Origin of the sequence: Ruminococcus sp. SR1/5 (assembly GCF_000209835.1) — a bacterium.
GTDB classification, from domain to species: domain Bacteria; phylum Bacillota; class Clostridia; order Lachnospirales; family Lachnospiraceae; genus Blautia_A; species Blautia_A fusiformis.
Genome location: NC_021014.1, coordinates 2688717 through 2704427, shown reverse-complemented (window position 1 = coordinate 2704427; position 15711 = coordinate 2688717). Strand labels below are relative to the sequence as shown.

The 15711-nt window shown below is 44.3% G+C and carries 13 protein-coding genes, 7 tRNA genes and 1 other annotated feature; of the genes, 18 read left to right on the top strand and 2 right to left on the bottom strand.

What is annotated here, in order from left to right; genetic code table 11:
* Positions 1 to 114: 114 nt before the first annotated feature.
* Positions 115 to 884, bottom strand: a sequence feature (16S ribosomal RNA rRNA prediction is too short).
* 291 nt (positions 885 to 1175) lie between these two features.
* The 8 genes from CK1_RS13505 (at position 1176) to CK1_RS13470 (ending at position 2196) form a co-directional block, all read left to right on the top strand.
* A complete protein-coding gene (locus CK1_RS13505; protein WP_306288928.1) occupies positions 1176 to 1496 on the top strand; it encodes a hypothetical protein in 321 nt (106 codons plus the stop codon).
* Positions 1497 to 1546: 50 nt separating this feature from the next.
* A tRNA-Asp gene (locus tag CK1_RS13500) sits at positions 1547 to 1620 on the top strand.
* 29 nt (positions 1621 to 1649) lie between these two features.
* A tRNA-Val gene (locus CK1_RS13495) sits at positions 1650 to 1722 on the top strand.
* An 8-nt stretch (positions 1723 to 1730) separates the two neighbouring features.
* A tRNA-Tyr gene (locus CK1_RS13490) sits at positions 1731 to 1812 on the top strand.
* A 7-nt stretch (positions 1813 to 1819) separates the two neighbouring features.
* Positions 1820 to 1892 (top strand) — tRNA-Thr (locus tag CK1_RS13485).
* Positions 1893 to 1907: 15 nt separating this feature from the next.
* Positions 1908 to 1981 (top strand) — tRNA-Met (locus tag CK1_RS13480).
* 5 nt (positions 1982 to 1986) lie between these two features.
* A tRNA-Phe gene (locus tag CK1_RS13475) sits at positions 1987 to 2059 on the top strand.
* A 64-nt stretch (positions 2060 to 2123) separates the two neighbouring features.
* Positions 2124 to 2196: transfer RNA gene (locus tag CK1_RS13470), tRNA-Lys, on the top strand.
* A gap of 318 nt (positions 2197 to 2514) precedes the next feature.
* Here the strand turns inward: CK1_RS13470 and CK1_RS18920 are convergent.
* Positions 2515 to 2934 carry a DUF3592 domain-containing protein gene (locus tag CK1_RS18920; protein ID WP_147603702.1) on the bottom strand — a complete coding sequence of 140 codons (420 nt, stop codon included), beginning with the start codon at positions 2932 to 2934 and terminating at the stop codon, positions 2515 to 2517.
* A gap of 129 nt (positions 2935 to 3063) precedes the next feature.
* Between CK1_RS18920 and CK1_RS13465 the strand changes: the two genes are divergently transcribed.
* The 3 genes from CK1_RS13465 (at position 3064) to CK1_RS13460 (ending at position 7075) form a co-directional block, all read left to right on the top strand.
* A complete protein-coding gene (locus CK1_RS13465) occupies positions 3064 to 3513 on the top strand; it encodes an Ig-like domain-containing protein (protein WP_015526753.1) in 450 nt (149 codons plus the stop codon).
* Positions 3483 to 3587 carry a hypothetical protein gene (locus tag CK1_RS18915; protein ID WP_502685137.1) on the top strand — a complete coding sequence of 35 codons (105 nt, stop codon included), beginning with the start codon at positions 3483 to 3485 and terminating at the stop codon, positions 3585 to 3587. The genes CK1_RS13465 and CK1_RS18915 overlap by 31 nt, the downstream gene beginning before the upstream one ends.
* A gap of 83 nt (positions 3588 to 3670) precedes the next feature.
* Entirely contained in the window at positions 3671 to 7075 is a 3405-nt protein-coding gene (locus tag CK1_RS13460) for a carboxypeptidase regulatory-like domain-containing protein (RefSeq protein WP_306288927.1), read from the top strand.
* Here CK1_RS13460 and CK1_RS13455 read toward each other — a convergent pair.
* Entirely contained in the window at positions 7039 to 8184 is a 1146-nt protein-coding gene (locus tag CK1_RS13455) for a metallophosphoesterase (protein ID WP_330383073.1), read from the bottom strand. The genes CK1_RS13460 and CK1_RS13455 overlap by 37 nt on opposite strands.
* A gap of 246 nt (positions 8185 to 8430) precedes the next feature.
* On the opposite strand from CK1_RS13455, the gene CK1_RS13450 reads away from it, so the two are divergent.
* From CK1_RS13450 to CK1_RS13425, 7 genes are all read left to right on the top strand, one after another.
* Positions 8431 to 8811 (top strand): SpoIID/LytB domain-containing protein, encoded by a 381-nt coding sequence (locus CK1_RS13450; RefSeq protein WP_306288926.1) that lies wholly within the window; start codon positions 8431 to 8433, stop codon positions 8809 to 8811.
* Positions 8700 to 9299, top strand: coding sequence for a hypothetical protein (locus tag CK1_RS13445; RefSeq protein ID WP_306288925.1), 600 nt, complete (start codon positions 8700 to 8702; stop codon positions 9297 to 9299). Before CK1_RS13450 ends, CK1_RS13445 begins: the two co-directional genes overlap by 112 nt.
* Before the next feature lie 165 nt (positions 9300 to 9464).
* A complete protein-coding gene (locus CK1_RS13440; protein ID WP_084449199.1) occupies positions 9465 to 10433 on the top strand; it encodes a M23 family metallopeptidase in 969 nt (322 codons plus the stop codon).
* Positions 10434 to 10688: 255 nt separating this feature from the next.
* A complete protein-coding gene (locus tag CK1_RS18445) occupies positions 10689 to 10904 on the top strand; it encodes a LacI family DNA-binding transcriptional regulator (RefSeq protein WP_015526749.1) in 216 nt (71 codons plus the stop codon).
* A gap of 8 nt (positions 10905 to 10912) precedes the next feature.
* Positions 10913 to 11668, top strand: coding sequence for a trehalose repressor (locus CK1_RS13435; RefSeq protein WP_353611172.1), 756 nt, complete (start codon positions 10913 to 10915; stop codon positions 11666 to 11668).
* A 542-nt stretch (positions 11669 to 12210) separates the two neighbouring features.
* Positions 12211 to 14130, top strand: coding sequence for a PTS sucrose transporter subunit IIABC (locus CK1_RS13430; RefSeq protein WP_015526747.1), 1920 nt, complete (start codon positions 12211 to 12213; stop codon positions 14128 to 14130).
* Between the two features lies 1 nt (position 14131).
* Positions 14132 to 15559 (top strand): glycoside hydrolase family 32 protein, encoded by a 1428-nt coding sequence (locus CK1_RS13425; RefSeq protein ID WP_015526746.1) that lies wholly within the window; start codon positions 14132 to 14134, stop codon positions 15557 to 15559.
* Positions 15560 to 15711: the final 152 nt, after the last annotated feature.

Below are 15711 nucleotides of genomic sequence, written 5' to 3'. Positions count from 1 at the left end.
ATGTCAAGACTTGGTAAGGTTCTTCGCGTTGCTTCGAATTAAACCACATGCTCCACCGCTTGTGCGGGTCCCCGTCAATTCCTTTGAGTTTCATTCTTGCGAACGTACTCCCCAGGTGGAATGCTTAATGCGTTTGCGGCGGCACCGAAGAGCTTTGCTCCCCGACACCTAGCATTCATCGTTTACCGCGTGGACTACCAGGGTATCTAATCCTGTTTGCTCCCCACGCTTTCGAGCCTCAACGTCAGTTACCGTCCAGTAAGCCGCCTTCGCCACTGGTGTTCCTCCTAATATCTACGCATTTCACCGCTACACTAGGAATTCCGCTTACCTCTCCGGCACTCAAGACGGGCAGTTTCCAATGCAGTCCCGGGGTTGAGCCCCAGCCTTTCACATCAGACTTGTCCATCCGTCTACGCTCCCTTTACACCCAGTAAATCCGGATAACGCTTGCCCCCTACGTATTACCGCGGCTGCTGGCACGTAGTTAGCCGGGGCTTCTTAGTCAGGTACCGTCATTTTCTTCCCTGCTGATAGAAGTTTACATACCGAGATACTTCTTCCTTCACGCGGCGTCGCTGCATCAGGGTTTCCCCCATTGTGCAATATTCCCCACTGCTGCCTCCCGTAGGAGTCTGGGCCGTGTCTCAGTCCCAATGTGGCCGTTCACCCTCTCAGGCCGGCTATGGATCGTCGCCTTGGTGGGCCGTTACCTCACCAACTAGCTAATCCAACGCGGGTCCATCTTATACCACCGGAGTTTTTCACAAGACCAGAATCTATATATTTCTTCCTTTGCCTGCTCTCCCGAAACAGCCGCTCTTGACTTTAAATACACTTTGGATCATACACATGACTGCAGAGATCCGCACAATACAAATAAGGCATTTCATCTGATTCAGGCATTTTCCCCTGGTGAAGTTTCCTATGAAGAAGCCCATCAAATTGGCAAAGAACTTGCGGATCGCTTACTGGAGGGAAAATACTCCTATGTTCTGACAACACACACTGATAAAGGTCATGTACATAACCATTTAATTTTCTGTTCTGCAGATAACATCACTTTTTCTCATTACCATGACTGTAAAAAGAATTACTGGAAAATACGAAATCTCAGCGACACTTTATGCCAGGAACATAACCTGTCCACAATTATGCCAGATGGTAAAAAAGGAATGAAATACAATGAATGGGCTGCAAATAAATCTGAATCCAGTAAAAAAGCGCAGCTGCGAAAAGATATCAACCAGACAATCCGAATTGTTTCCACTTACTCAGAATTTCTTGCATTTATGGAAGCTAAAGGATATGAAATAAAAAACGCAGAATTTGGCGAAAGCAGCAGAAAATACATTACCTTTCGTTCTCCCGATATGTCCCGTCCAGTGCGTGGAAGTGCTAAATCTTTAGGAAAAATTTTACTAAAGAACGTATCAAAGAACGCATTGAAAATAAACGTCAGAAAGCTATTTTTCCTTCTGTTCATAACAAATTAATAGATACCAATGCTCCCAATATAGCAGGAAACATTGGACTTCCTTAAAATGGCCCAGTGGCTCAGTTGGTTAGAGCGCCGCCCTGTCACGGCGGAGGTCGAGAGTTCGAGTCTCTTCTGGGTCGTTACAGCTTAGCTGTAATGAATTAAATATGGGATCTTAGCTCAGCTGGGAGAGCATCTGCCTTACAAGCAGAGGGTCATAGGTTCGAGCCCTATAGGTCCCATAGATTATGGATGGATTCCCGAGTGGCCAAAGGGGGCAGACTGTAAATCTGTTGGCACCGCCTTCGAAGGTTCGAATCCTTCTCCATCCACTTAAATGCCGATGTGGCTCAATTGGCAGAGCAGCTGATTTGTAATCAGCAGGTTATCGGTTCGAGTCCGATCATCGGCTTTTAACATTTAATAACGCGGGGTGGAGCAGTCTGGAAGCTCGTCGGGCTCATAACCCGAAGGTCATAGGTTCAAATCCTGTCCCCGCTACTTATGCCCAGATAGCTCAGTTGGTAGAGCAGAGGACTGAAAATCCTCGTGTCGCTGGTTCGATTCCGGCTCTGGGCATGTTTTAATGTAAAACATACAAACGGCTGGTTAGAAAAAGCCTGAGTATTAATTAATTTAATATGGGGTATTAGCTCAGTCGGTAGAGCACTTGACTTTTAATCAAGTTGTCCGGGGTTCGAATCCCCGATGCCTCACTTTTTAAATGGATCAGATAAATTCCCATTTATTGCTCAAGGCAGTAGGTGGGAATTTTGTTTTATATCTGTGCGAGTATAGTATAAAGGAAGACGGTTACGTTGTGATTCAGCGTAACCGTCTTTTTTATATCATAGAAAATTACGTACTGACGAACGAATCAGCAGAGCCATCGAGTAGGATTTCAATGGTAGGAGTATGTCAATGCGATAAAAAATTATTATGGACATTTTCGACAAAAAATGTTCACTTTGCGACAAATTTGACAAAGTTCAAGAGATAAAAATGTTATATAATTAGAGCATAGCTGTACAGTATTAAGACTTTATCATAAGAATGAGCAGGAAATCTGTTATGATCAGGATTACCAGGAAGACAATACAGATGGTCATAGAATAGATATTCTGGATCTGGTTTGGATTCTGCGGATCACATTTAATCTGAACATGCTTTCCGGGGGCTTTGCCGAGGCGTAAAAACTCGATTCGGTCAGCTGTGTAGTCTTGTTCCTTGTAGGTGTAAGAGTACTTCACATAGTTATGATAATTGGAACTATGAGGCTTGTTAGGATTATTTGAGCGGCTGACAGATGATATAACAGCATCTACAGGTACGTAATCATGATATTTTATGGCGGAACAGATAGTTATTGTCAGAAAAAAAACAGTTCCGATTACGCAGCAGCCCAGAATAACCGGTAAAATTTGGCGTGCTTTTGGATTTACGGTGACACTCATGATTTTTCTCCTTTCTTGGTTGATAGTCTGATAATTTACGGGGGATTAATTATAAATGATTTCGAATGATCTCGAAAATTTATAATTGGTGAACATTATAGCATAGTACAGCAGAAGGGAAAAGTGCTTATGAAGAGAAAAAGTGCATCAAAAAAATTGCTGCCGCTGATGCTGATCCTGATGTTGATCTTAGGAATCAGCATGCCAGCAAATGCAGCTGCAAATCCCAGACTGAACAGTACAAAAAAGGTTTTGTACGTGGGAAAAACATCTCAGTTAAAGGTTGTAAATTGGAAGAAAGCCGTGAAATGGTCTTCTTCCAATAATAAAGTTGTAAAGGTTTCGTCAAAGGGAAAGATAACGGCTGTGAAGACCGGAACCGCAACAGTAAAGGCCAGAATTGCCAAAAAGACATTAACCTGTAAGGTTACAGTAAAAAGCCCGGGAATGTCAGTGAAAAAAGCCGTATTGTATGTAAAGGGAAAAAGTCTGCAGTTAAAAGTAAACGGTGTTTCGGGAAAGACGGTATGGAGTTCTGCCAATAAAAAATCGTTAAAGTCAGCTCTAAGGGAAAAATAACAGCAGTAAAAACCGGAACAACCGTGGTTAAAGCTAAAATAGGAAAAAAGTATATACCTGTAAGGTTACTGTAAAAAATCCTTATCTGTCTGCAAAGAGCTTAAAATTTGTATGGGGAACAGCGAATACATCCAGGAAACTTTCGATAAAGGGTGATGTGATCAAAACTGCCTCAAGTTCAAATACAAAGGTTGCCAAGGTAAAAAAAGATGGTACGGTTTCTGTAACAGGAACAGGAACATGTACAGTAACCTTTAAAGATTCCAAGAAGAGAACATATCGATGTAAGATAACAGTTGTGAAACCAACACTGAAAAATCAAAAAGCTACTCTGGAAGAAGGGGAAAGTATCCAGCTTGGTTTTAAGGAAAAGGGTGTTAAAGTAAGCTGGTCATCTGCTGATCAGAAAATTGCAACAGTAACAAAAACAGGTGTTGTCCAGGCAGTCGGAGAGGGAAATACATCGATCGTTGCCAAAGTAAAAGGAATAAAAATCTTTGCAAGGATTTTTGTTACGAAAAAATACGTGCAGGATTCCGGACATGAATACACCAGAGGTGAATGGGTAAAACTTCTTCTGGATAAAGTTGGCTGTAAGTATGAAGAGCAGTTTGACAGCAAAAATTATTATTATGCTGATACCAGAGAAAATGAAAATGGAATCGCAGCAGAAATTGCAAAAACTATGGGAATCATTCCCGATGAAACCGATGAGCAGGATGTTCCATATTTTTATCCTGACGAATATGCAACAAGAGAGTTTGCCGCATATACAGCAGTAATGCTTATGGGATATGAAACTACGGATGAAGAACCGACATGTACAGATGCGGCTCAGATCAGGTATAAAAATGTTGTAGCTATTGCACTGAAAAAGAATATGCTGTCTCTGAATGGAGATACCTTTGAACCGGAGAAGGCAATTAACGGAAATGATGCAGCTCAGATCTTAAAAGCTATCGACCAGATCACTGAGGACTCAGTAATCGATGAGAATTATGACAGCAAGGTTACCTATGCAACAAATGTAGTTGAAGTCAAAGATACTTCCAAAAATATATACAATGTTGTCCAGAACAGTGACGGAACTTATACGATCACAGTAAAAGATGGAAATGCTTATAAAAATCTGGAAACCGGAAAGGTTGTACTGTTTTCTGCAAAGGAAATGGGAACAGATACAGATATTGCATTAAAAGTCCAGAATATCACAAAGGACGGACAGGGCCGTCTGATCATTAAGGCCGGCAAACCGGATGATATTTCAGAGGTTTACAAATCAATTGATTTTGAAGGTGCAGGAATTGCAGATCCGGAAAATATGCAGGTAACTGCAGAGGGCGTTCAATATGAGTATATTCCGGAAAATTCAAGTGAGGTGCCGGCAGGAGGACTTACTCTCGGCGGAAGTATTCCGGTTCCAGGTAAATTGAAATTTGATCTTAATCATAAATTTAATGATAAGGTGAAGCTGTCCGGTTCTGTTGCTGTTACGATTCCGGATGTAAGCTGTAAGCTGGATGCTGGATTCAGCTGGGGAAAGATAGAGGTAAAGCATTTTATTGCGTCAGTTACAGGAAAAGCTGATTTCGAAGGCGGACTTTATATAAGTGGCGTGAATTCAGAGCAGCAGATCAAACATGCAAGTGGAACTATGGAAACAGTCAGCGATGTACTTGAACTGGGACGAGTTCCTATAAAGCTTGGTACAACTGGTCTTTCTGCAGATCTGGTGGTTTCTCTGTTTTATGATGTGTCCGGGCAGTTTGTTGTGAAATATTCCGTTGAAGCAACCGGCGGATATGAATTCAAAGATGGAAATGGAAGATTTATCCATGATTTCAGTCAGACTTTGACACCGGTCACAATAGAAGGATCTGCGAAATGCGGTCTTCAGTTTGGATTAAATCTGACTGCATTGGAGACATGGGATCTGGCAGGAATTGATATTAAGGTAGGACCTGCGGCAAAGGCAAGCGTATCCTATACAGTTCGTGATGCCGGAAATGTGCTTTGTTCTGATGTAAGAACCTATATTTACGCAGCGGGTGAGTTGAATCCGGATACGGTGGTCGGAAAGTTCCTGAAAACGGTATGGCATTATACGTTGTCCAAGGATTTTCTGTCTGATGATGACGATAATCCACTAAAATTGAAGGTTCATTTTGAAAATGGAACACTGGTAGATAAATGTACAGTCGGAGCCGGAAGCATTGAGGGAAGCGTTTTGGATTCAAACAGTAAAGCTCCTGTAAAAAATGCCAGCGTGGAAGCATATTCCGGAACAGTCAAGGTTGAAAAAACTTTCACGAAAGAAGATGGAACTTATTCATTTAATGATCTTGATGAAGGAACCTACAAAATTGTTGTCACAGCAACCGGTTACCAGAAATATGAGAGCAGTTCCATGGAAGTATCAGCGAACCAGATCACATACGCAGAATCTTTCCTGATGGTATCCAGAGCAGAAGCCGGAGATGGTGAGCTGAGTGGAAGATTTATTCATTCCATGACCGGCGGAAATATAGAAAATGTAACTTATGAATTACGTAAGGGCTGGGATAATGTGATCGGAGAGACTGTGAAAGAAGGCGTATCAGCAGATGGAACCTATACGTTGACCGTGCCAGCCGGAAACTATACGCTGAATGCAAGCAATGAAGATTTTGTTTCTGCCCATATCAATGTTGTAGTTCAGGCAAATGCATGCAGTGAACGTGATGTAACAATGTCACCGACCAATATCAGTGCAGGAGATGAGGGACTTCTTCAGATCGTGCTTACATGGGGAGAAACTCCGCGAGATCTGGATTCTCATCTGCTGGGACCTGCTGATGAAAACGGAGATGACTACTTCCATGTATACTATAGGGATAAAAATGCATATTCAGAGGATGGAGATGTAATAGCAAATCTGGATCTGGATGATACAAGCAGCTATGGACCGGAAACAACAACCATATACAAAGGCTTCACCGGAAGAAAATATAGCTTTTATGTATACGATTATACAAACGGTGAAGATGATGCGAGTACAGAATTATCTGCTTCGTCAGCCAAAGTAACCGTTTACCGGGGTGGAAAACAGATCTACCAGGCAAATGTACCGGTTAACAGGGAAGGATACCTGTGGCATGTATTTGACTATGATGTGCAGTCAAACAAGCTTATGCCAGTCAATACCTTTGTATATGATTATGAAGTGCCGGAAGCAAATGCAATGGAAGATAATTCAGGTATTATTTCAGAAGCAGAAGCCCTTGAGATCATCCGAAACAGTGAAAAGAAAGCTGAAGAAGAGAGTAGCGAGGAACTCAATATGAGTTCTGAAGAAGGAAAGACGGACGATAATACTGAGGAAGAGATATTTGATGATTCCAGTGAAGAGACGGAGATATCAGAAAGTGGTGATACGGCTGAAGTAATTGAGTTTCCGAAGGACTCTGAAACGGAAGAAGAAAATGACGGAACAGAAATAACAGAAGAGGATAGTGAGAGTGCGGAGGAGCTGCCGGTGGAAGATATTTATGAGGGATCAGAGGAGTTAGGTCTGGCAGGATAAAAATGTACTGTGATCGAACAGATCTCGCTGTTTGTGGCAGTACGCATATTCGGGCCCCATATGCCGGCACCGGAGGTAACGATGTTGTGCATAGTCCCCTTTTTCAGGTAGCCGCAGGAATTTTCCCAGACCAGGCCGGTGATGATGTTCAGAGGGAACAGCTGGCCGTCATGAGTATGGCCGCAGAGATCAAGGTCTGCGCCTGCGGCTGCCACTTCATCCAGCTGACCGGGCTGATGATCCATAAAAATAATCGGGAGTGTTTTGTCAAGGTAGGCTGTAAGCTGGTCAGGATCCTTACGGGTGTCGGACATTTTTCGGCAGCGTGAAGGATCCTTACGGCCTGTCAGATAAAACCGTTTATCTATGAGGACGGTTTCGTCATCGAGAAGCCGGATGTTGGCAGATTCCAGAAAATTCCGCATTCTGGGATCATCATAATCTTTTTTTGCATTGCGGAAGGTAAAACCGGCCAGAATCGGTTCGCTGAGATCATGGTTGCCCCAACAGGCATAAACGCCGTATCTGGATTTCAGCGAACGGAGAATGGCCGCTGTTTTTTTCGGGTTTTTGATCCCTTCATATTCGTTATCAAAAATATCGCCGGCAATACAGATCAGATCCGGATCTTCGGCGTTGATCTTTTTTACAAGAAGCCCGGCATGTTTTTCTCCGATACTGTAACCGAAATGAATGTCTGCGAGCAGGACGATCTTCAGGGAGTCCATTCCCTTCACCTGCTTGTCTATTTTCACATCATAAGTTTTTGTCTTAATATTCCACTGATTAAAAATCCCATAGAGACTGACACCAATGATCAGAAGGGTGCAGACAGCGCCTGTGACTACGAAGGCTTTCCGGGAATACATCCAGGCCGGATGAAGCGTATGCTTCAGGATCAGTCTGCAGAGATCTGTAGTTACGATTACGATCAGGATGTAAAGAAATGTTCCCTGAAAATAATTTGCCGTATTTTTCAGGAAGCGATGGAGCGCAGGGGGCTTCCGGATGAGAAAACAGGTCAGAAGAGAAGTGGACAGAAAAATATAAACACCTGCAAAGCATGCCCGGAACGCAAAGGTCTGGAAAAAATGAGTGCAGGCACCCATCCACAAAATCATCCAACGGACGATATAAATATTAATGAGAATATATAATGGTGCGAGAAAGATGGCAAGCATGGTGTGTGATACCTCCATTCGTGGCAAGCAATAAGCGGTGAGCAGGACTGATCGCTGCAGATACTTTTTGGATTGATACATAGCATTTCCATAAATTACTGCAGCATGTTCGGAATAACTTTTTTTGATGCATTGATTCATAGAACTGCTATAGTATACAGCAAATAATAATTTTTGGCAAAAGAACATATATTAGGAAAAAGAACGCTTATGGTGCTTTTTATGAAAAAATATGCGCTTCTTCGATATTGTCTGGTGTTTTTAGCAATTGTTCTTCCTTATTTTTCGGCGGCAACCATTAATGGACCGGAGAGGGTTCTGGCAGAGAGGGTGCCGGATATGGAAGAATATCTCCCGGTCATTGTTTTTTCGCAGATTTCCCCGGATATGAAAAAAGAAACCATAAAAGCGCAGACTGTGATCGCACGGTCGAATATTCAAAGGTGGCTGGGCGAGGGGAAAAATCTGGCAGAGATCCTGAGGGAAAACGGAAGTACAGAGGAAGTCTGGAGATATTTTTTGCAGAAAAAAGGCAGATCTATGAGCAGGCAGTAAAAGAGACGGATGGACAGGTACTTACATATGAAGGAAAAGTGAGGCTGACTCCCTGGCATAAGAGAAGCGCAGGGAAAACCCGCAGCGGGGAAGAAGCTTTTCATGATGAGGCGTATACATATCTGAAATCGGCAGATAGCAGTGCGGACAAAAAATCTCCGGATCGTATAAAAATCGTGGAAATTCCTGCGGGGCAGCTTTCCGGGGAGCTGAAGATCAAAAAACGGGACAGTGCCGGTTATGTGACAGAGCTTACGATTGGGGAAACACTCCTGGAGGGAGAAAGCTTTGCAGCGGGAATGGGACTGGAATCCGCGAATTTCAGTTTGAAGAAAAAGGATGATATTTATTATCTGCGAGTGCGTGGCAGCGGTCATGGTGTGGGATTTTCCCAGTTTGGTGGAAATGAGATGGCAAAAAACGGAAGCAGTGCGGAGGAAATCCTGGAAAAATATTTTCCGGAGATGGAGCTGAAAGCTGAGGATTAAAGAAAGTCAGGCATCCGAAGCAACGTCTGATAAAAAAATATTCAAAAAATGAATAGACAGCCATATTCTGGACACTCTATAGATATAGAAATGGTGACCGAAACGGCAGCTTTACTGCTTTTTCTGTTACTGAAAATGAACATATCAGACAGAGGTGGAAAGAATATGAAAAGTAAAATTGTGAGAGGTATTATCAACGGAGGTGTTCTGGCAGCAGTGGCGGCACTTGGGATTACTGTTTATCAGCTTGGAACAAAGCCCATCGCAGAAAATCCCCAGGAGGAAAATTCTGTACAGGTAGAAGAGACCGGGCTGGAAGAGGAGCTTTCGGACGGGGAAAACGCAGAGGATGCGGCAGCTGCCGGAGATGGCTGGCAGGATGTAGCACAGGATGAGATCTCTGATGGAGAAACCGGAGATGAAGCAGGTCTGTCAGGAGCTTCAGAAGCCGGAGCAGATGGAGTGACAGGAAGCATCCGTGAGACTGCAGGAAGTGGTACAGCCGAAAATGCAGCGGCAGATGCAGATAATGGAAGTGGTACGGATGATAGGAGCGTGTCTGCGGCGGCAGGTGCAGACAGAAGCCGCACAGATGGCACTGGAAATACAGCAGATAATGCCGGAAATACATCGGCAGAGGGAGCGGTGAATAACGGAGCTGGAGCTTCCACAGATACCGCAGAGACCTCAGCTGTCGGAATTGCGGCACAGGCTTTGGATTTTACGGAGGATTCTATTATGGAATGGCCGGTCAGAGGAACGGTTCTTGTGGATTACAATATGGATGAAACCGTATATTATCCGACTTTGGATCAGTATCGTGTGAGCTCTGCCATTGCTTTGCAGGCAGTGGAGGATGCGCCGGTGTATGCGGCGGCAGATGGTCAGGTGCTTTCTGTTGTACAGGATGCCTGTACGGGAACGACTGTGACTATGGAGCTGGGAAATGGTTATCAGGCAGTATATGGGCAGCTGAAGGACCTTACTGTGGCAGAAGGTGACACAGTAAAGGAGGGCGAAGTGATCGGAAATATCAGCGCACCTACCAAATATTATTCTGTAGAAGGCCCGAATCTTTATTTTGCAATGAAAAAGGATGGCGTGCCGGTAGATCCGTTTGAATATCTGGAATGACAGGGAAAACCGAAAAACAGATATGCCGGGGAGATTTTTAGAAACAGAGTATGGAGGATACGGGATGGGAGATATATGCATCCCGTATCCTCTGCGTTGTGAAGCGTATTAGTGAGAACGGAGTGAGCAGTAATAAAAATTTCCATTTACATAGGAAAAGAATCTTTTTTACCGGAAAGAAACCGTGTATAATCTATATTATAAATATGCATACAAGGACAGATATAACAGGACAAAAGAAGAGGTACATAAGTTATGAACATTAATGAAATAGCCAGGCTTGCCGGAGTTTCCAGAGCTACGGTATCCAGATATCTGAATAATGGATATGTCAGCAGTGAAAAAAAGGAAGTCATCCGCAGGGTGATCCAGGAGACAGGATATCAGCCATCCTCCCAGGCACAGACACTGCGGACCAAAAAACCAGTCTCATCGGTGTCATCCTTCCAAAGATCAATTCAGATACCATAAGCCGTGAGGTGACAGGGATCAGTGATATTCTTACACGGAGAGGATATCAGCTTATTCTGGCCAATACCAATAATGATGTGGAAGAAGAGCTGAAATACCTTTCTCTGTTTAAAGAACGTCAGGTGGACGGAGTGGTTTTTATTGCTACCATGTTTACCAGAAAGCATAAACAGATGCTGAAGGATTATAAGGTACCGATCGTGATCCTGGGACAGCATCTGGACGGATATCCATGTATTTATCAGGATGATCATAAAGCAGCTTTTCAGGTCACGGAGAAGCTGGCGGAGAAGGGGAAAAAGTTTGCCTATATCGGCGTTACAGATAAGGACGAGGCAGTTGGTGCCTGCAGGAAAAAGGGTTTTATGGATGCTATCCATAAAGCTAAGCTGGAGGTCGTGCCGGAGAGGATGAAGATCGGAAGCTTTACCATGGATTCCGGGTATGAGATGGCGAAGGAGCTTTTTGAGGAGGAGCCTTCCATAGATTCTCTTGTGTGTGCTACGGATACTATGGCGGTGGGAGCCATGACTTATTTGAAGGAGATCGGGCTTCGCATTCCCGAGGATGTTCAGATCGCAGGGATTGGGGATGGAGTTCCGGGTAAGATCGTGGAACCGAAGCTGACAACGGTACATTTTTATTATAAGACCAGCGGAATGGAGGCAGCAGCCATGCTGGCTGATCTTATTGAGAACGATACCGGGATCAGCAAGGAAATAAAAATGGGATGTGAGCTTGTGGAACGGGAATCTCACAGGTAACAGAGAATATCCTCGCAGACAGAGGAAGAAATTATAAGTTATTGTGGAACAGGAGCAGATCTTTTGGGAGAAAAAGACCTGCTTCTTTTTTGTGTGGTGCTGTGTTATGGCTGAGCAAACACAGAAAAATGCCAGATTTTTTCTGCGATACCTTGACTGGTTTGTCTGTTTTGCATCTGTTCTTATGGAATATGTACAATTTTGACCGAAGAAATTTGTGCGATGTTGCGGATTTACAAATAATAATGCAGTAGTTATAATACAAGTAAGATATGAGAACGATTCCACATAAGAACACAAGCAACGACATAAAACAAACCATTGAAAAGTGCTAAAATCATCAAAAAACTTAAAAAATGGAAAGATTACCGTTCCTTGTATGAATGGATGTGTGAAATCAATCTCATAAATAAATGAAAAACAATGGATCAGAGATAATAAATCCCGGAAAGCTGAAGAAAGAACAGACAGATCTGATCCGAAGAAAGGGAAAGCAGAAAGAGATGACTGTCCGGGAACAGTAGCAGAAAAGGAGGAAGGACATGGATTACAGAAAGACAGCACAGGAAATCTATGATCATGTAGGAAAGAAAGAAAACATCATTTCCGCGGCGCACTGTGCAACAAGGCTTCGTCTGGTCATTGCGGATAATGACAAGGCGGATAAGGAATATGTAGAGAACATCGACGGTGTGAAGGGCGTGTTTTTCGCACAGGGACAGATGCAGATCATCCTGGGAACAGGAGTTGTAAACAAGGTTTATGATGAATTTATCCAGATCGCCGGAATATCAGAGAGTAGTAAGGATGAGCTTAAGAAGGTGGCAGCATCCAAGGCTAATCCAATACAGAGACTGATCAAGACACTGGGAGATATTTTTGTCCCGATCATCCCAGCTATCGTAGCCAGCGGATTTTTGATGGGAATCATGGAAGCCCTGAACTTCATGGTAAACAACGGCTTCCTGAATATTAACACCAATGGTTCCATTTATGTATTTGCACAGCTTTTCAGTAACACAGCGTATACATTTCTGCCGATCCTCATCGCTTACAGCGGTGCGAAAGTATTCGGCGCCAACCCCTACCTGGGCGCGGTTATCGGTATGATCATGATTCATCCGAATCTGCAGAACGCTTGGACCGTCGCAACAGAAGGCGTACAGGCAACACAGAAAGTATGGTTTGGACTTTACTCCATTGACATGGTCGGATATCAGGGACATGTAATCCCGGTTATCATTGCAGTATGGGTACTGGCACAGATCGAGAAGAGACTTCATAAAGTTGTACCGGCAATGTTCGACCTTTTTGTAACACCACTTGTCAGTGTTTTTGTAACTGGTTATCTTACACTTTCCATTATCGGACCGATCTTCGTAGCTGTTGAGAACGGACTTCTGGATGGAATCCAGTGGCTCATCGCTCTGCCGTTTGGAATCGGAAGCTTTATCATGGGTGCTTTTTATGCACCGACAGTTGTTGCAGGTGTTCATCACATGTACACCATCATTGACCTTGGACAGATCGCCAAATTCGGCGTTACTTACTGGCTGCCACTTGCATCCGCAGCCAACGTTGCACAGGGTGGTGCAGCTCTTGCTGTAGGCCTGAAATCCAGAAATCAGAAGATCAAATCCATGGCTGTTCCTTCTGCCTTAAGCGCATGCATGGGAATCACAGAGCCGGCAATCTTCGGTGTAAATCTTCGCTTTGGAAAGCCGTTTATCATGGGCTGCCTGGGTGGTGCATGCGGAGCACTTTTTGCCTCCATCACCAGTCTTGGTGCTACAGGAACAGGCGTTACCGGTATCTTCGGAATCCTGCTGTGCCTGAATAATCCAGTTGGTTATATCCTGATGTTTGCCATCGCATTTGGTGTGGCTTTTGTGCTTACCTGGATGTTCGGATATAAGGATGAGGTACAGGAAACAGCTGAAAAAAATATTGAAGCAGAGAAAAAATCAGATGCTCCGGCAGAAATTGCCCAGGAGAAAACTTCAGAGACAGGTGCACAGACCCTCTACAGCCCGCTTGAGGGAACTGCGATCCCGCTTTCAGAAGTAAAGGATGCAACCTTTGCATCTGAAGTCCTTGGAAGGGGCATGGCAGTGATTCCGTCCAAAGGTGAAGTAAAAGCACCCTGTGACGCTACGGTTTCTACAATTTTTGACACAAAGCATGCCATCGGGCTTGCAACAGAAAGTGGTCTGGAGCTGCTGATCCATATCGGCGTTGACACCGTTGAACTTGGCGGTAAATTCTACACCGCTCATGTAAAGGACGGTGACGTGGTCAAAAAAGGCCAGACACTGATCACCTTTGATATGGATGCTATTAAGGCAGCCGGCTATGATGTGACCACACCGCTGATCGTAACCAATACCGATGATTATGAAGAAGTAAAAATGCTTGCAGAAGGAATAGTAAATAATGGTTCTGAAGTACTGGAGGTAAAATAAAATGAGTTCTCTGACCAAGGTCCTTGCAGAGGAAGTGCGAAAAATCGAGGAAACGGTAGCAGTTGCCAGGACGATGCAGACAAACCGTCTGACCCATCATCTGATGCCGCCTGTGGGATGGCTCAATGACCCGAACGGATTATGCTGGTACAAGGGAAGATATCATGTGTTTTTCCAGTATTCTCCGTTTGAGGCCAACGGTGGACTGAAATTCTGGGGGCATTACTCCAGTGAAGATATGATCAGCTGGAGATATGAAGGGGTTCCGCTTCTGCCGGACAGCATTTATGACTGTCATGGTGTTTACTCAGGCTCTGCCATTGCGGAGAAAGATAAGCTTCATCTTTTCTACACAGGAAACATCAAGATGGATGGAGATTATGATTATATCAATAACGGAAGACAGTCCAGCACTCTTCATGTGGAGAGTGCGGACGGCCTTCATTTCGGAACAAAGGAGGTTGCAGTTTCCTGTGAGGATTATCCGGAGAATTACACCTGCCACATCCGTGACCCGAAGGTCTGGAAGGAGGGGGAAGAGTACCGGATGATCCTTGGCGGCCGTCAGAAAAGCGACCAGGGCGCCGTACTTTTTTACAGATCCGAAGATCTGAAGAACTGGAAATTTGACAGTGAGCTTACTACGGAGAAGACATTCGGATACATGTGGGAGTGCCCGGATTTTTTCACTCTTGAGGGACAGGAGGTGCTTTCTGTATCTCCCCAGGGACTGACCAGAGAAGAGTTCCGTTTTCAGAACATCTATCAGTCCGGATACTTTATCCTGAAGGATGGAAAGCCGGAGGAAAAAGCTTTCCGGGAATGGGACCACGGCTTTGATTTCTATGCACCCCAGACATTTCAGGATGGAAAGGGCAGACGGATCCTGATCGGCTGGATGGGAATGCCGGATGCAGATGAGGAGTATGTGAATCCTACAGCAGAGAGCGAAGGCTGGCAGCATTGCCTGACTGTTCCAAGGGAAGTTACGTATAAAAACGGAATGCTTTATCAGTATCCAGCGGAAGAACTGAACGGGCTGAGAAGGGCTGGCGTTTCTGTCAGCGGTTCCAGTGCGGAGATTCCGGTGAATGGACCGTTTGATCTGGATGTTCAGGTAAAAGGTGAGCAGGGTAAAGTGAGCCTTGGGGAAAATCTCTTCCTGGAATATCAGGACGGAGATATGATCTTAACTCTCTCCGAGAAGGCCGGTGCCGGACGTAAAGTACGTAAAGCGCATGTTCCGTCCGGTAGGATCGAAAGCATCAGAGTTCTTGCGGATACTACAGCTGTGGAAATCTATGTGAATGGCGGAGAGGTTGTTTTCTCTTCCAGATATTATCCGGAAACGCAGGAGCAGGCTGTGAAGGTGGAGGCTGTGGAGTGTGATGGGAAGATTTATGTGCTGAAGAATTATGTGATGGAGTAGGCAGAGCTTATTAATCGTGAAATACAGCAAGATCAGAATACAAATACCTATAGAGCAGCTATGCAGTGAATTTCATATTCACAGAAATAAGAAATGACCGTATAATAAAGCAGGTGGGAAAATCCGCAGCCGGAATCCCAGCCTGCTTTATC

Coding starts and splice junctions, on each gene's coding strand:
- CK1_RS13505 (WP_306288928.1), top strand. CDS start 1,176: ATGAAATACAATGAATGGGCTGCAAATAAATCTGAATCCAGTAAAAAA.
- CK1_RS18920 (WP_147603702.1), bottom strand. CDS start 2,934: ATGAGTGTCACCGTAAATCCAAAAGCACGCCAAATTTTACCGGTTATT.
- CK1_RS13465 (WP_015526753.1), top strand. CDS start 3,064: ATGAAGAGAAAAAGTGCATCAAAAAAATTGCTGCCGCTGATGCTGATC.
- CK1_RS13455 (WP_330383073.1), bottom strand. CDS start 8,184: ATGGGTGCCTGCACTCATTTTTTCCAGACCTTTGCGTTCCGGGCATGC.
- CK1_RS13440 (WP_084449199.1), top strand. CDS start 9,465: ATGAAAAGTAAAATTGTGAGAGGTATTATCAACGGAGGTGTTCTGGCA.
- CK1_RS18445 (WP_015526749.1), top strand. CDS start 10,689: ATGAACATTAATGAAATAGCCAGGCTTGCCGGAGTTTCCAGAGCTACG.
- CK1_RS13430 (WP_015526747.1), top strand. CDS start 12,211: ATGGATTACAGAAAGACAGCACAGGAAATCTATGATCATGTAGGAAAG.
- CK1_RS13425 (WP_015526746.1), top strand. CDS start 14,132: ATGAGTTCTCTGACCAAGGTCCTTGCAGAGGAAGTGCGAAAAATCGAG.